Source organism: Pseudomonas sp. 14P_8.1_Bac3, assembly GCF_025466085.1.
In the GTDB taxonomy this organism is placed as follows: Bacteria; Pseudomonadota; Gammaproteobacteria; order Pseudomonadales; family Pseudomonadaceae; genus Aquipseudomonas.
On the sequence record NZ_JANLOD010000068.1, the window covers coordinates 193,099 to 209,674 of the forward strand.

Sequence of the window (16,576 nt, forward strand, 5' to 3'; positions counted from 1 at the left end):
TGTCGTTCACACATCCCCTCTGTGGGAGCTAGCCCGCTAGCGATGGGGGCAGCGCGGTCTCAAGCCTGATGGCTAATCCGCCCATCCACCAGGGTGTAACGCACTACACCCGGCAGGCTATGCCCAATGAACGGGCAGTTCTCACCCTTGGACAGCCACGTTTTACCGGCCACGGTCGATGCCGCCGGGTCGAACAGCACGATATCCGCTGCGCCACCCACTGCCAGTTTCCCCGCCGGCAAGCGCAAGGCTTGCGCAGGCCCGTTGCTCAAGCGCGCCAGTAACGTCGGCAAATCCAGCAAACCATCCTCCACCAGGGTCATCGCCAGGGGCAGCAGCAGTTCGACACTGCTGATGCCTGGCTCGGTGGCACCGAACGGCGCCAGTTTGGCGTCGCGTTCGTGGGGTTGGTGATGGCTGGAGATGGCTGACACCACGCCCGACTTCACCGCTTCGCGCAAACCGTCGCGGTCGGCGCGGGTGCGCAGCGGCGGCTGGACGTGATAGAGGCTGCTGAAGTCGATCAGCGCTTCATCGGTGAGAATCAGCTGATACAACGCAACGTCCGCAGTCACCGGCAAGCCACGGGCCTGGGCCTGGGCGATCAGGGCCACACCGCGCGCACTGGTGAGCTGGCTGAAATGCGCGCGCACACCGCTTTGCTCGACCAGCAGCAGGTCCCGGGCGAGGGCCACGGTTTCCGCGGTTTCCGGAATGCCCGGCAAACCGAGGAAACTGGCGGTCGGGCCTTCGTGGGCCAGGCCACCTTCGGCCAGGTCATGGTCCTGGGAGTTGAAAATCACTGTCAGGTCGAAGGTCGCCGCGTATTCCAGGGCCCGGCACAGCGTGCGGGTGTTGCGGAAACTCTCCAGGCCGTTGCCGAAGGCCACGCAACCAGCGTCGCGCAACGCCACCAGTTCAGCGAGTTGTTCGCCTTCCAGGCCTTTGCTGAGCGCGCCGATCGGGAAGACCTTGGTGTTGCCGGCTTCGCGGGCGCGGTCGAGGATCAGTTCGGCCACGGCCGAGGTGTCCAGCACCGGTTTGGTTTTCGGCGGGCAGCACAAACTGGTCACGCCACCGGCAGCAGCGGCGCGGGTTTCGCTGACAATCGAGCCTTTGCGGCTGTAACCCGGCTCGCGCAGGGCGACGTTCAGGTCAACCAGCCCCGGTGCAGCCACCAGGCCCTGGGCGTCGAGGGTGTCGACGGCAACGAAACCGGCCGGCGCGGCGCCAATGGCGACGATCTTGCAGGCTTCAATGTGGATATCGGTGACTTGGTCCAGGCCGCTGGCTGGATCGATCACGCGGGCGCCGAGAATGCTGAGCTTCACTGGGCGTTCTCCTGCTCGAATTGGCCTTGATCTAATTGGCGTTGCGCAGTCTGGCCGCTCATGGCCATGGACAACACGGCCATACGAATCGCGATGCCGTAGGTCACCTGGTTGAGGATTACCGAGTGCGGGCCGTCGGCCACTGCCGACTCGATCTCCACGCCGCGGTTGATCGGGCCCGGGTGCATGACGATGCAGTCCGGTTTGGCGCCGGCCAGGCGCGCGGTGGTCAGGCCGAACAGGCGGTAGAACTCGCCTTCGCTCGGCAGCAGGCCGCCGGCCATGCGCTCACGCTGCAGGCGCAACATGATCACCACATCGACGTCTTTCAAGCCTTCGGCCATGTCGGTGTAAACCTTCACACCGTATTGCTCAATGCCGATCGGCAGCAGGGTTTTCGGCGCGATCACCCGGATGTCCGGGCAGCCGAGGGTTTTCAGCGCCAGCATGTTCGAGCGCGCGACCCGCGAGTGCAGGATGTCGCCGACGATGGCGACGGAAAGGTTTTCGAAACCGCCCTTGTGTCGACGGATCGTCAGCATGTCGAGCATGCCTTGGGTCGGGTGCGCGTGACGGCCATCGCCGCCGTTGATGATCGCCACTTGCGGGCACACGTGTTCAGCGATGAAGTGCGCAGCGCCGGAATCGCCGTGGCGCACGACGAACATGTCGGCGGCCATCGCTTCCAGGTTGCGCAACGTGTCGAGCAGGGTTTCGCCCTTGCTCGCCGACGAGGTGGACACGTTCAGGGTGATCACGTCGGCGGACAGCCGCTGGGCCGCCAGTTCGAAGGTGGTACGGGTACGGGTGGAGTTCTCGAAGAACACGTTGCACACGGTCTTGCCGCGCAGCAACGGGACTTTCTTCACCGCCCGGGCGCCGACTTCGAGGAACGAGTCGGCGGTGTCGAGGATTTCCGTCAGCAGCTCGCGGCGCAAACCGTCGAGCGAGAGGAAGTGGCGCAGCTGGCCCTGATCATTGAGCTGCAGCGGGCGCTTGGTTTCTAGAGGCGTCATCGCGAGGGGGACTCTCAATAGGGCGGATTAAAGGGCGAGGTCTTGCAGTTCAAGCTTGAGTTCCGGGCCGGACAGTTTCACCCGCTCATGGGCCGCCAGCGCCAGGGTCGCGCCGACCACGTTCGGGCGGATCGGTAGTTCGCCAGCATCGAGGTCGAGCAGGCACACCAGCGTCACGCTGGCCGGGCGGCCATAGTCGAAGAGCTCGTTCATCGCGGCGCGGATGGTCCGGCCGCTCATCAGTACGTCGTCGATCAGCACCAGGTCCTGGCCTTCGATCTCGAACGGCAGCGCCGAGGGGCGCACTTGCGGGTGCAGACCGTTCTGGCTGAAGTCGTCACGGTAGAACGATACGTCCAGGGTGCCGAGCGGCGCATCGCTACCCAGTGCCTCGAGCAACGCCTGGGCGACCCAGATGCCACCGGTACGGATACCGATGTAGCGCGGTTCGCTGATGCCACGGTGTTCCAGATGTGCCTTGAGGCGGATCGCCATCTGGCTGATCAGGTCGGCGGGATTGGGCAGGCTCATGGTTGCTCCTTCTTGGGCCCGAGCCGGTGCATGCGAGGTTTGGCTCGGGGTGTCGCTATAGAGAGGCGTCGGGACGACTCTTCAGGATTCGAACAGTGCGGTGTTTTCGTCGAGCCAGCCTTGCAGCAGCAGCGCGGCGGCGATGGCGTCGACCGGGTTGTCGCGGTAACTGCCTTTCTGGCCGCCACGGTCACGCCGTTCACCCTTGGCTTCGAAGGTGGTCAGGCGTTCATCGTGGGTATAGAAGGGCAGGTTGTAGCGGCCATTCAGGCGGCGGGCGAACTTCTCGGCGCGCAGGCACATGTCGCTGGGCGTGCCGTCCATGTTCAAGGGCAGGCCGACCACCACGGCGTCGGGTTTCCACTCCTTGATCAGCGCTTCGACCTGATTCCAGTCGGGAACGCCGTTTTGTGCCTTCAAGGTACACAGCTCGCGGGCCTGGCCGGTAATCACCTGGCCGACTGCCACGCCGATCTGCTTGGTGCCGTAATCGAAGCCCAGGATCAGGCGCAGGGCCATCAGGCGTGCCCCGCCTGGCTGGTGAGCAGGCTGAGGTTGACGCCCAGGTGCTTGGCCGCCGCATCGAGGCGCAGCTCGCTGCTGGTATTGAACAGGATGTCGGCGTCGAACGGGCAGGTCAGCCAGGCATTCTGCGCCAGTTCGGCCTCAAGCTGCCCGGCTTCCCAGCCGGCATAACCCAGGGTGATCACACTTTTGGCCGGACCGACGCCATCGGCGATGGCGAACAGCACATCCTGGGACGTAGAGAGCGACAGGTTGCCTTCCAGATCAACGGTCGCCTGAAACTTCTTGCCCGATGGATGCAGGACGAAACCGCGGTCGGTCTGCACCGGGCCACCGATGAAGATCGGCACGTGCTGGCAAAGCACCGGCGGTTCGATGTCGGGGCGTAATTGTTCGAGGATATCGGCCAGGTTCAGGTCTTGCGGACGGTTGACCACCAGCCCCATGGCACCATTGGCCGTGTGCTCGACGATGTAGGTCAAGGTGTGCGCAAAGTTCGGGTCGGCCATGTGAGGCATGGCGATCAGGAAGTGATGCTTGAGGTAGCTGGGGCTGACGTTTTTCATGAGCGCTAGTGTGGCGTTGGAGGGGCGAACTGACAAGCTGGGGATGTGTAGGAAATGCCGTAAATCCCCCTGAATGAACCCGATTCCTGTGGGAGCAAGCTCGCTCCCACAGGGTTATCAGTTACTGGACAACCGGTCCCCGCGCGCAAACTTCCAGGTCCGGATGATCTCCAGCCGGTCGATATCCGACAAATCCCCGGTAAACGGTGCAAACGGCGCCGCCAGCCTGACGATCCGCTGCGCAGCCTGATCCAGCAGCGGTTGCCCGGACGACTCCAGGACCAGCACTTCATACAGCGAGCCGTCGCGGTTGATCGAGACCATCAGGCGCAAATTGCCGTAGATCTGCTGGCGTCGGGCTTCATCCGGGTAATTGAGGTTGCCGATGCGCTCGACCTTCTTGCGCCATTCGTCCTTGTACCAGGCGCCTTTGTCTTTCATGGTCGAGGCGGCGCTCAGGCGGTGGATGCGCGGGCGCTTGGCGTACAGCTGTTGTTCGTTGGCCAGTTCCGCCTCGAGGCTGGCGATGTCACTGGACAGCTGCTCGGTGTCGAACGTCGGCGCGGCCACGGCGGGCTTGTTGGAAGGTTTGGGCTCTTCGGTCTTCGTCGCGGCTTTCTTCGGCTTCGGTGCGACCGTGGTCACGGCCGCCTTGGGCGCCGCTGCCTGCACTTCGGGCCTGGCGGCTGGCGGTGGCGTGATTTTCTTGACCTGGTTGTCCTGGAACGGCGCGACCTCGGTGGTCTTGGGGATCGCCTTTTTATCCAGGGTGCCGCTGCCCTCCTGGTTTTCCTGCGCGAGAAAATCAGCTTTCGCCGGTTTCTTTTCGCTTTTGAAGGTGGCGAGGGTGATTTCCAGTGTTTTGCTGATCTGCTTGGGTTCGACCATGGTGAACCCGACACCCAGCAGCAACGCCAGGTGGATCAGCGCTGCGAGAAACAGGGTAAATCCGAGGCGATCGGCCGGGCGCACGCCACGGTGGGCGAGTTCAGCGGGCAGATCGGACGGGAGTGTCATGACAAGAGAACCAACATCGCGTTTTTCACAGGCCGCGCATGATAACGCAATGTCGGTTTCATCTTGGGTGTTCTATGTCAACGAGCCTTGAGCTTCTGATCGATGGCATCCATCAGCAGGCCGCCGATGTCGGTGCCGAAGGCATTATCAATTTCACGAATGCAGGTCGGGCTGGTGACGTTGATTTCGGTCAGGTGCTCGCCAATCACGTCCAGGCCCACGAACAGCAGGCCTTTTTCGCGCAGGGTCGGGCCGACTTGCGCGGCGATCCAGCGGTCTTTCTCGGTCAGCGGACGGGCTTCGCCACGACCACCGGCGGCAAGGTTGCCCCGGGTTTCGCCGGCAGCCGGGATCCGCGCCAGGCAGTAATCCACCGGCTCGCCGTCGATCATCAGGATGCGTTTGTCGCCATCGACGATCGCCGGCAGGTAGCCCTGGATCATGATTTGCTGCTTGCCGTGCAAGGTCAGGGTTTCGAGGATCACCGACAGGTTCGGGTGGCCGGCGGTGTGACGGAAGATCGAAGAACCGCCCATGCCGTCCAGCGGCTTGAGGATCACGTCACCGTGGTGATCGGCGAACTCGCGCAGCACGTCCGGGCGACGGCTGACGATGGTCGGCGGCGTGCACTGCGGGAACAGCGTGGCGAACAGCTTCTCATTGCAGTCGCGCAGGCTTTGCGGTTTGTTGACCACCAGCACGCCCGCGCGCTCGGCCTGCTCCAGCAAGTAGGTGGAGTAGACGAATTCCATGTCGAAGGGCGGATCCTTGCGCATCAGGATCACGTCCAGATCGCTCAGCAGCGCGTCGGTCTCGGCGTCCAGTTCGAACCATTTGTCCGGATTGGCAAACACCTTCAGCGGCCGCATCCGCGCACGCGCTTCGCCTTCGGCCTGGTACAAATCCTGCTGTTCCATATAGAACAGTTCCCAGCCGCGCTTCTGTGCGGCCAGCAGCATGGCCAGCGAGCTATCCTTTTTATAGGAAATGCTGGCGATAGGGTCCATGACAATCCCGACGCGAACGCTCATGGGTGTTTCCTCGAAATGGGGGCTATTGATGACCTGTAGGAGCGAGCCTGCTCGCGATGGTCGCCAACGATGACGCGGGCGGGCGGTATGAGCGCGGTGTCCCGAAGTCCATCGCGAGCAGGCTCGCTCTTACAGAAGATCAGCGTAAAAAGTGGCGTCAGATTGGCCTTGAGTGTGTTCCCGGTCAAGGAAAAACCACCGCGCCAGTCGCCCGATAGATTGGATTTGGAGACTGTGCTAAAAAGGCTGCCATGTCATGCTGGCCCTTGAACATCAAGGGTTTCGGGACTCCGAAATTCCGTAAACGGACAAATTGATTCGCAAAGGCGACGGTAGAGCATTTATGGATCAGCATTCCAGCGCCTTGAAGGTCATGGTGATCGACGATTCGAAGACGATTCGCCGCACCGCCGAAACGCTGCTGAAGAACGTGGGGTGCGAGGTGATCACGGCTATCGACGGTTTCGATGCCCTGGCCAAGATTGCCGACAATCATCCCGGCATCATTTTTGTCGACATCATGATGCCGCGTCTGGATGGCTATCAGACCTGCGCCTTGATCAAGAACAACAGTGCGTTCAAGTCCACGCCAGTGATCATGCTGTCGTCCAAGGACGGGCTGTTCGACAAGGCCAAGGGACGCATCGTCGGTTCCGACCAGTTTTTGACCAAGCCTTTCAGCAAGGAAGAACTGCTGAACGCGATCCAGGCCCATGTACCGGGCTTCGCCGCTGTTTTGCCGCAGTAGGACACGCACAGTGACGCTCGGCCAGCGGGCCCGGCGTCGACAAGAAGAATGGGGAAAACCATGGCACGTATTCTGATCGTCGATGATTCGCCGACCGAAATGTACAAACTGACCGGCATGCTGGAAAAGCACGGTCATGAAGTATTGAAAGCCGAAAACGGCGCCGACGGCGTGGCGCTCGCCCGTCAGGAAAAACCCGACGCCGTGCTGATGGACATCGTCATGCCCGGCCTCAACGGTTTCCAGGCGACCCGCCAGCTGACCAAAGACCCGGACACCGGGCACATCCCGGTGATCATCATCACCACCAAGGATCAGGAAACCGACAAGGTCTGGGGCACGCGCCAGGGCGCCAAGGATTACCTGACCAAGCCGGTTGACGAAGAGACCCTGATCAAGACCCTGAACAACGTACTGGCCGGTTGATCCCCCGGCCATGACCGAGTCGCTGACCGCGTTCGAACTGCTGCTGCAGATTGACCAACGTTGTCGTCTGCTGGCGGCGGATCTGCCGTCCCAGTCGATCCGGCAGGACAACTGGAGCGGCATCGGTTTTCGCCTGGGCGAGCATTGGTACGTCGCGCCCATGGGCGAAGTCAGCGAAGTCCTGCACGAACCGCGGTTCACCCAGCTGCCCGGGGTCAAATCCTGGGTCAAGGGCGTGGCCAACCTGCGCGGGCGCTTGCTGCCGATGATGGACCTGGGCGGTTTCTTCTCGGATAGGGAGCCTGGCCATGAACTGTCGGCCGCGCGCAAACAGCGGCGGGTGCTGGTGGTGGAGCATGACGAGGTGTTCGCCGGGTTGTTGGTCGATGAGGTTTTCGGCCTGCAGCACTTTGCCCGGGACAGCCTGGAATCGGCAGAGGATTTGAGCGGCCCGATGGCGCCGTTCATCAAAGGCCGGTTCCAACGCGAGCAGGTTTGGCAGGTGTTCAGCCCGTTTGCGCTGGCGCAGTCGCAAAGCTTCAGGCACGTAGCGCTGTAGGCGCTGGCTTGCCAGCGATGGCATCACCTCGGTTCGACGGGGGACCGGGTCGCTTGCATCGCGGGCCACTCCGCTCCCACAGGTCCGTGTCAGGTTTCAAGGTGGTTGGTTAACAGGCGAGGACCGATGATAAAAGCAAAATCAGGCAAGCCAGAAGGGTCGCGCAGCCGATCGCAGATCATCGTGCTGTTCATCGCGCTGATTGTCTTCATCATGCTGCTGTTCGCCAACTTCGCTTACCTCAACACTCAGGCCACGTACGACAAACAGTACATCGGTCACGCGGGCGAATTGCGCGTGCTGTCCCAGCGCATCGCCAAAAACGCCACCGAGGCCGCCGCGGGCAAGGCGGCGGCGTTCAAGTTGCTCAGTGACGCGCGCAACGATTTCGCCCAGCGCTGGGGGTATCTGAAGAAAGGTGACCCGTCCACCGGGCTGCCGCCTGCGCCGGCCGCCGTACGCCCGGAAATGCGCGCCGTGCAACTGGACTGGGAACGCCTGCTGAAAAACACCGACGCGATCCTGTCCAGCGAACAGACCGTGCTGTCGCTGCATCAGGTCGCCGCCACCCTGGCCGAAACGGTGCCGCAGCTGCAGGTCGAATACGAAAAAGTCGTGGAAATTCTCCTGCAACGCGGCGCACCGGCGGCTCAGGTCGCCATGGCCCAGCGCCAGTCGCTGTTGGCCGAGCGGATCCTCGGCGCGGTGAACACCGTGCTGTCCGGCGACGAAAATTCGCAGCAGGCCGCCGACGCGTTCGGTCGCGACGCCGCCCGTTTCGGCCAGGTGCTGACGGGCATGCTCCAGGGCAATTCGGCGTTGAAAGTCAGCCAGGTTGAAGATCGCGATGCCCGCGCGCGGTTGGTCGAGATTTCCGAGTTGTTCGAATTCGTCTCGGGCTCGGTGGATGAAATCCTCGAAACCTCGCCGGAGCTGTTCAAGGTCCGGGAATCGGCGACCAACATTTTCAGCCTTTCGCAAACCCTGCTCGACGAAGCGTCGCACCTGGCCACCGGGTTCGAAAACCTTGCCGGCGGGCGCGACACCGACACCATCGGCGGCTACGTGCTGGGCCTGCTGGCGCTGACGTCGATCATTCTTATCGGCCTGGTGATGGTTCGCGAAACCAACCGTCAGCTGCGCGAAACCGCCGAGAAGAACGAACGCAACCAGAACGCGATCATGCGCCTGCTCGATGAAATCGAAGACCTGGCCGACGGCGACCTGACCGTGACCGCCTCGGTGACCGAGGACTTCACCGGGACCATCGCCGACTCGATCAACTATTCCGTGGACCAGCTGCGCGATCTCGTCGCCACGATCAACCTGACCGCCGGCCAGGTCGCTGCCGCCGTGCAGGAAACCCAGGCCACGGCGATGCATCTGGCGCAGGCCTCGGAGCATCAGGCCCAGCAGATCAGCGAAGCCTCCACCGCGATCAACGACATGGCGCAGTCCATCGATCAGGTGTCCGCCAACGCTGCCGAGTCTTCGGCGGTGGCCGAGCGCTCGGTGGAAATCGCCAACAAGGGCAACGAAGTGGTGCACAACACCATCCACGGCATGGACAACATTCGCGAACAGATCCAGGACACCGCCAAGCGCATCAAGCGGCTGGGCGAGTCTTCCCAGGAAATTGGCGACATTGTCAGCCTGATCGATGACATTGCCGATCAAACCAACATCCTCGCCCTCAACGCGGCGATCCAGGCGTCCATGGCCGGTGACGCCGGGCGCGGTTTTGCGGTGGTGGCCGATGAAGTCCAGCGCTTGGCCGAGCGGTCGTCCGCGGCGACCCGACAGATCGAGACACTGGTGCGGGCGATTCAGGCCGACACGAATGAGGCGGTGATTTCCATGGAGCAGACCACCACCGAAGTGGTGCGCGGCGCGCGTCTGGCGCAGGATGCCGGGGTGGCCCTCGAGGAAATCGAAGGCGTCTCGAAGACTCTCGCGGCGCTGATCCAGAGCATCTCCAACGCGGCCCAGCAACAGACGTCTTCGGCCGGGCAGATTTCCCTGACGATGAACGTGATCCAGCAGATCACCACGCAGACGTCGTCCGGTTCCACCGCCACGGCCGAAAGCATTGGCAACCTGGCGAAAATGGCCAGCCAGCTGCGGCGCTCGGTGTCCGGTTTCACCTTGCCGGCCGCCAAGGCGCAGACTGTGGATAAAGTGTGATACGCGCTTGTTTTGATAGTGATCGGAGTCGTTATGGGTGATCGGCACGACTATGTGGCCCTCGAATGGGTCAAAGGCGAGATTGCCGAAACGCTGAAAGTGGCTCACCAGGCGATTGAAACGTTGCTGGATGACCCTCAGGCGACGCACGCCCTCAGTGATTGCCTGGCGTGCGTCCATCAGGTTCATGGCAGTCTGCAGATGGTCGAGTTCTATGGCGCGGCCCTGCTCGCTGAAGAAATGGAGCAACTGGCCAACGCCTTGCTGCAGGACCGCGTCAGCCATCGTGACGAGGCGATTCACCTATTGCTGCAAGCCCTCGGGCAGTTGCCGATCTACCTCGACCGCATCCAGGGCGCGCGCCGCGACCTGCCGCTGGTGGTGTTGCCGCTGATCAACGATCTGCGCAGCGCCCGTGGCGACAGCCTGTTGTCGGAAACCAGCCTGTTCGCCCCGCAACTGCCGGACCTGGCGCCGCTGGACGAAGAATCCCTGGCGCGTCTGGAGCCGGCGGACCTGCCGAATGTGCTGCGCAAATGGCGTCAGATGTTGCAGATGGCCCTGGTCGGATTACTGCGCGAGCAGGATGACGACACCCACCTCGGGTATCTGGCCAAGGTGTTTTCACGTCTCGAAGGGCTGTGCGGCAACGCGCCTTTAAGCTCGTTGTGGCAAGTCGCTTCGGCGCTGGTCGAAGGCATGCGCGGCGGCGCGGTTGCCAACAGCCCGGCGTTGCGCAGCTTGTTCCGGGACGCCGACAAAGAACTCAAGCGCCTGCTCGAACAGGGCATGTCGGCGATCAATCAGCCGGCGCCGCCGGAGTTGCTCAAAAGCTTGCTGTTCTACCTCGCCAAGGCCGAACACCCCACCGGGCAGATGCTGACCATGAAAGATCGCTACGGACTGGACGACGCGTTGCCTGACAGCGCAATGGTCGACGAAGAACGCGCGCGGCTGGCCGGCCCTGACCGTGACGCCATGCGTTCGGTACTGGCCGCGTTGTGTGAAGAACTGGTTCGGGTAAAAGAGCGCCTCGACCTGTTCGTGCGCAGCGACCGCCAGCACACTTCCGATCTGGAAAGCCTGCTCGCGCCGTTGCGGCAGATCGCCGACACCCTGGCGGTGCTTGGTTTCGGCCAGCCGCGCAAGGTCATCATCGACCAGCTCGCCGTGGTGCTCAGCCTCGCCCAGGGACAGCGCGAACCCAACGACGCGATCCTCATGGACGTCGCCGGGGCCTTGCTCTACGTCGAGGCGACACTGGCTGGCATGGTCGGCACCGTCGAGCCGGAAAGCCAGGAAGACAGCCGCCTGCCGACCACCGACCTGACGCAGATCCACCAGATCGTGATCAAGGAAGTGCGCATCTGCCTGCAACAGGCCAAGGACATGATCGTCGATTACATCGATGCCGACTGGGATCGCCAGCATTTGCTGGGGTTACCGGCCTTGCTCAGCCAAGTGCGCGGCGCGCTGGCGATGATTCCGCTGAGCCGTGCGGCGAGCCTGATCGATGCCTGCAACCACTTCATTCGCGAGCACTTGCTGCCGTACCCGGACGCGCCTGACTGGGAAGAGCTGGACAGCCTGGCCGACGTCATCACCAGCCTCGAGTATTACCTGGAACGCTTGAGTGACGACCCCGAAGCGGCCGGTGAACAGTTGCTCGACGTCGCGGAAAAAAGCCTGGCGTCACTCGGCTTTTTCCCCAGTGAGCAGAATGTGCCGGTGCTGGAGGATGTACTCAGCCCGAGCGAAGCGCAGGTCATGCAGGACATGCAGGAACTGGACGACCCGGACGTCGTCCAGACCCTGGCCGACGTGCTGGCCAATCCGGTGTCGGCCGTCAACCCACCCGCGCTGACCACGCCGGGCAGCCTGTTGCCGCCGCCCACTGGGGAAGCGCCGGTGGACGAAGAGTTGCGCGAAGTGTTCCTCGAAGAAACCGATGAAGTCCTGGACATTCTTCGGCAGCAGTTGCCGCGCTGGGCGGCTGAGCCGGGGAATGAAGCGGCGCTGATCGAATTGCGCCGGGCCTTCCACACGCTCAAAGGCAGCGGGCGCATGGTTCGTGCGCTGGTGCTGGGTGAGCTGGCGTGGGCCGTGGAAAACCTGCTCAACCGTGTGCTGGAGCACAGCGTCGAGCCTGGTCCATTAGTGCAGAAACTGCTCGACGACGTGCTGAATTTGCTGCCGGAGTTGGTGGCCGAATATGCCGACCATGCCCAGCGTCAGCGCAACGACGTCGATCAGTTGGCCGCACGCGCCCATGCCCTCGCCAAGGGCGACGAGCCGTTGGCCGATGAGGACGTGCAGGACGTCGCGGCCCTCGACCCGTTGTTGCTGGAGATCTTCCGCAACGAGGCCGAGACCCACCTGGCCAGTCTCAACCGCTTCCTCGATCAGGCCGCCGAGCATGTGCCGTTGCAGGCCAGCGACGAGTTGCAGCGGGCGCTGCACACCCTCAAGGGCAGCGCCTCGATGGCCGGCGTGTTGCCGATTGTCGAGCTGGCGACGCCGCTGGATCAACTCGCCCGCGAGTACAAGGCGCACTTGATTGCGCTGGACCTGGACGAGGTCGAACTGCTGCTGGAAGCCGAAGGCCTGTTCCGTCTCGGGCTGCGCCAGCTCAAGGTCGATCCGCTGGCAGAAATTCCCGGTGCGCGGTCACTGATCGAAAGGACCCAGGCACGGCTGGCCGAACGTCTGGAAACACTGTTGACTGCGCCGAGCACGGCGCTGCGCACCAAGCGCGATCCGCAGCTGATCAACAATTTCCTGGCCCAGGGCATGGACATCCTGCTGGACGCCGAAAACCTGTTGCAGCGCTGGCAGCAGCATCCCGGCGAACGTCAGGAACTCAGTGCCTTACTGGACGAATTGACCACCCTCGGCGAAGGCGCGCACCTGGCCGACCTGCACCCGGTGGACGAACTCTGCGAAGCCTTGTTGGACCTGTATGGCGCGGTGGAAGAAAGCAGCCTCGCGGTCAGCGACCGGTTTTTTCACGAGGCGCAAGGCGCCCACGAAGCGCTGATCAACATGCTCGACGAACTGGCAGCGGGTCAGGAGGTCAGCTCGCAACCGCAGCGCATCCGCGCCTTGCGCGACTTGCTCGATGAAAGCCTCGACCCCTCGGCCATGGGCCTGATTCGCAGCGACGGCAGCCGTACCCTGAGCATTCGCGACCTGGGCGATGCCACCGCCGAACTCGAACGCACGCTCCCCCCTATACCTGTAGGAGCGAGCTCGCTCGCGAAAACTCCACAGACACCGCATTTACCCAATGACCCCGCGGCACCGTTAGCGCCCATCGCGAGCGAGCTCGCTCCTACAGAGAAACTCGATGATGAGATCGTTTCGATATTTCTCGAAGAAGCCGTCGATATTCTCGAAAGCGCTGGCCAGGCCTTGCAACGCTGGCTGAACGACCCGGAAAACGCCGCGCCGCTGCTCTCGTTGCACCGGGATTTGCACACGCTCAAGGGCGGTGCGCGGATGGCCGAGGTCGAGCCGGTCGGTGACCTCGCCCATGAGCTGGAAAGCCTCTATGAAGGGCTGGTCGATCGCCGCTACAACCACAGCGAAGCGCTGGCGCAGCTGCTGCAACGGAGCCATGACCACCTGGCTCGACTGCTTGAGCAGTTGCAAAACCAGAAGCCGTTGGGTGATCCACGTGAACTGATCGAGGACATTCGCGACTTCCGTCAGGGCAATGCCGCCACGCCTGAAACCGTCGAGACGCCACGGGCGGAAGTGTCGCCGGGGCATGACCCCGAGTTGCTGGAGATCTTCCTCGAAGAAGGCTTCGACATCATCGAAAACTCCGGTGCGGCGCTGGTGCGCTGGCAGGCCGAACCGTCGAACCGGCAAGAAGTGGAAACCCTGCTGCGCGATCTGCACACCCTCAAGGGCGGTGCGCGGATGGTGGAGATCGCGCCGATCGGCGACCTGGCCCATGAACTGGAATTTCTTTATGAAGGTTTGTCCGCCGGGGCGCTGAAACCGACGGCGGCGCTGTTCGGGTTGTTGCAGAGCAGCCATGACCGGCTGGCGCAGATGCTCGACGCAGCACGTGCCGGCCAGCCATTGCCGCCGGCGGATCGGCTGATCGAGGCGATCCGCAACTTCAGCCATCCGCACGTGCTGGAAGCGCCGGTTGCGCCGGCTGTCACCACGCCTAAAGTCGAGATCCCGACGCCGCAAGCCGATGCCGGCGCCGACATGGTCAAGGTCTCGGCGGAGCTGCTCGACGACCTGGTCAACCTGGCCGGGGAAACCTCGATCTTCCGTGGCCGCATCGAACAACAAGTCAACGATGCGCACGTGGCGCTGAACGAGATGGAAACCACCATCGAGCGCATGCTCGATCAATTGCGCCGGCTTGATACCGAAACCCAGGGGCGGATTCTCAGCCGTCAGCAAGCCGATGCCGAACGCTTGGGCTATGAAGAATTCGATCCGCTGGAAATGGACCGTCATTCGCAGTTGCAGCAATTGTCGCGGGCGCTGTTCGAATCCGCCTCCGACCTGCTCGACCTCAAGGAAACCCTCGACCGGCGCAACCAGGACGCGGAGAACCTGTTGCAGCAGCAGGGCCGCATCAACACCGAATTGCAGGAAGGCCTGATGCGCACGCGCATGGTGCCGTTCGAGCGGATGCTGCCGCGCTTGAAACGCATTGTCCGCCAGGTCTCCAGCGAGCTGGGCAAAGACGTGGAGTTCGTGGTCGGCAACGCCGAAGGCGAGATGGACCGTAACGTCCTCGAGCGCATGGCCGCGCCGCTGGAACACATGTTGCGCAACGCCGTGGATCATGGCCTCGAATCTACCGATGTACGTCTGGCAGCCGGCAAGCCGGCGCAGGGGCGGATCACCCTCGACCTGTCCCGCGAGGGCGGCGACATGGTTTTCGACATCCGCGACGACGGCGCCGGCGTGCCGCTGGACGCGGTGCGGCGCAAGGCGATCAAGCGTGGCATGCTGGCCCCGGACAGCGACATCAGCGACCGCGACGTGCTGCAATTCATTCTGCAGCCGGGGTTCTCCACCGCCGAAAAAATCACCCAGATTTCCGGGCGCGGCGTCGGCATGGACGTGGTTCATGAAGAGGTCCGGCAACTGGGCGGCAGCATGAGCATCGACTCGGTGCCGGGGCAGGGCGTGCACTTTCGCATTCGCCTGCCGTTCACCGTGTCGGTCAACCGCGCGCTGATGGTGCAATGCGCCGAGGATCAATATGCGATCCCGCTGAACACCATCGACGGCATCGTGCGGGTGCTGCCCAATGAGCTCGAAGGGCATTATCGACTTGATCCGCCGACCTACAAATACGCTGGGCAACACTATGAACTGTGCTACCTCGGCGAACTGCTGAACACCAGTACGCGTCCAAAACTGCTGGGCCAAAGCCTGCCGTTGCCGGTGTTGCTGGTGCAATGCAACGAGCGGCACATCGCGGTGCAGGTCGATGCCATGGCTGGCACCCGGGAGATCGTGGTGAAAAGCCTCGGCCCGCAATTCGCGGCAGTGCAGGGCTTGTCCGGGGCGACGATCCTGGGCGATGGCCGGGTGGTGCTGATTCTCGATTTGCTCGCGCCGATTCGCGCGATGCAGACGCGCTTGTCGCAGCGATCGCAGGTGCAGGACAGCGAACCCGAGCCGCACAAACCCTTGCTGGTGCTGGTGGTCGACGATTCGGTCACCGTGCGCAAGGTCACCAGTCGCTTGCTTGAGCGTCACGGCATGAATGTGCTGACCGCCAAGGATGGCGTCGATGCCATGCTGCTGCTGGAGGAGCACATGCCCGACCTGATGCTGCTGGACATCGAAATGCCGCGCATGGACGGCTTCGAAGTCGCCACCCAGGTGCGCGCCGACGAACGCTTGCGGCACCTGCCGATCATCATGATCACCTCGCGCACCGGCCAGAAACACCGCGACCGCGCCATGGCCATCGGCGTCAACGACTACCTCGGCAAGCCGTACCAGGAATCGGTGCTGCTCGACAGCATCGCCTTGTGGAGCAAAACCCATGCTTGAACACCGCACCAGCAACCTCACGGGCCTGCTGTTGCCGTTGGCTGACCGCCACCTGATTCTGCCCAACGTCGCGGTTGCCGAGTTGATCGACTACCAATCCAGCGCCTTCGACCTCGACACGCCGCCCTGGTACCTGGGGCGGGTGATGTGGCGAGAGCGGCAGATTCCGCTGCTGAGTTTCGAATCGGCCTGTGGACAGAAAATCGTCATCGGCGAGCGGGCGCGGATTGTCATCCTCAATGCCCTGGGTGGACGGCCTGAACTTAAATTCATCGCGATGCTGGTGCAAGGGATTCCGCGGTCTTACAAGCTCGATAGCCAGCTGAGTTATGTGGATGTGCCGCTGTGCGCGCTGGAGCAGGCGGCCGTGCAAGTGGCTGACCAAGTCGCCAAGGTGCCGGATTTGTTGGCGCTGGAGGAGTTGTTGGTAAGCACCGGGCTCGTCTGACGGACCCGGTCGTGCCGCTTCCAAGTCACCAACGACCCCTGTGGGAGCGGGCTTGCCCGCAAATAGGCCAGCACATCCAACATCTGTGTCGCCTGACATTCCGCTTTCGCGAGCAAGCCCGCTCCCACAGTAGGTCGCTGTCGTGCACGAAT

General features: G+C 62.8%; 13 protein-coding genes. 6 read left to right on the forward strand and 7 right to left on the reverse strand.

Annotated elements, in window-relative coordinates:
• Positions 1-59 precede the first annotated feature (59 nt).
• The 7 genes from NTD84_RS23540 to gshB all read right to left on the reverse strand — a co-directional run bounded on the left by NTD84_RS23540 (position 60) and on the right by gshB (position 6,017).
• Positions 60-1,331: a dihydroorotase gene (locus tag NTD84_RS23540; protein ID WP_262170576.1), complete on the reverse strand. Its 1,272-nt coding sequence runs from the start codon at positions 1,329-1,331 to the stop codon at positions 60-62.
• A complete protein-coding gene (locus tag NTD84_RS23545) occupies positions 1,328-2,347 on the reverse strand; it encodes an aspartate carbamoyltransferase catalytic subunit (RefSeq protein WP_192306813.1) in 1,020 nt (339 codons plus the stop codon). Before NTD84_RS23545 ends, NTD84_RS23540 begins: the two co-directional genes overlap by 4 nt.
• A gap of 27 nt (positions 2,348-2,374) precedes the next feature.
• Entirely contained in the window at positions 2,375-2,878 is a 504-nt protein-coding gene (gene pyrR / locus NTD84_RS23550; RefSeq protein ID WP_262170580.1) for a bifunctional pyr operon transcriptional regulator/uracil phosphoribosyltransferase PyrR, read from the reverse strand.
• 81 nt (positions 2,879-2,959) lie between these two features.
• Positions 2,960-3,397, reverse strand: a complete 438-nt coding sequence (ruvX, locus tag NTD84_RS23555; protein WP_003195067.1) for a Holliday junction resolvase RuvX — start codon at positions 3,395-3,397, stop codon at positions 2,960-2,962.
• A complete protein-coding gene (locus NTD84_RS23560; protein ID WP_262170583.1) occupies positions 3,397-3,969 on the reverse strand; it encodes a YqgE/AlgH family protein in 573 nt (190 codons plus the stop codon). Before NTD84_RS23560 ends, ruvX begins: the two co-directional genes overlap by 1 nt.
• 117 nt (positions 3,970-4,086) lie before the next feature.
• Positions 4,087-4,986, reverse strand: a complete 900-nt coding sequence (locus tag NTD84_RS23565) for an energy transducer TonB (RefSeq protein WP_262170586.1) — start codon at positions 4,984-4,986, stop codon at positions 4,087-4,089.
• Positions 4,987-5,063: 77 nt separating this feature from the next.
• A complete protein-coding gene (gene gshB, locus NTD84_RS23570) occupies positions 5,064-6,017 on the reverse strand; it encodes a glutathione synthase (RefSeq protein WP_262170589.1) in 954 nt (317 codons plus the stop codon).
• Positions 6,018-6,360: 343 nt separating this feature from the next.
• Here gshB and pilG point away from each other — a divergent pair, with 343 nt between their 5' ends.
• From pilG to NTD84_RS23600, 6 genes are all read left to right on the forward strand, one after another.
• Positions 6,361-6,765, forward strand: a complete 405-nt coding sequence (gene pilG / locus NTD84_RS23575) for a twitching motility response regulator PilG (RefSeq protein WP_027926573.1) — start codon at positions 6,361-6,363, stop codon at positions 6,763-6,765.
• Positions 6,766-6,825: 60 nt separating this feature from the next.
• Positions 6,826-7,191: a twitching motility response regulator PilH gene (pilH, locus tag NTD84_RS23580; protein ID WP_027926574.1), complete on the forward strand. Its 366-nt coding sequence runs from the start codon at positions 6,826-6,828 to the stop codon at positions 7,189-7,191.
• Positions 7,192-7,201: 10 nt separating this feature from the next.
• The gene (locus tag NTD84_RS23585) at positions 7,202-7,750 is read left to right on the forward strand and encodes a chemotaxis protein CheW (RefSeq protein ID WP_262170597.1); all 549 of its coding nucleotides are present in this window, start codon (positions 7,202-7,204) and stop codon (positions 7,748-7,750) included.
• Positions 7,751-7,876: 126 nt separating this feature from the next.
• Positions 7,877-9,934 (forward strand): methyl-accepting chemotaxis protein, encoded by a 2,058-nt coding sequence (locus tag NTD84_RS23590; protein ID WP_262170598.1) that lies wholly within the window; start codon positions 7,877-7,879, stop codon positions 9,932-9,934.
• Positions 9,935-9,967: 33 nt separating this feature from the next.
• Positions 9,968-15,976, forward strand: a complete 6,009-nt coding sequence (locus NTD84_RS23595; protein WP_262170599.1) for an Hpt domain-containing protein — start codon at positions 9,968-9,970, stop codon at positions 15,974-15,976.
• Complete coding sequence (locus NTD84_RS23600) at positions 15,969-16,424, forward strand: chemotaxis protein CheW (protein ID WP_262170601.1); 456 nt, start codon at positions 15,969-15,971, stop codon at positions 16,422-16,424. Before NTD84_RS23595 ends, NTD84_RS23600 begins: the two co-directional genes overlap by 8 nt.
• Positions 16,425-16,576: the final 152 nt, after the last annotated feature.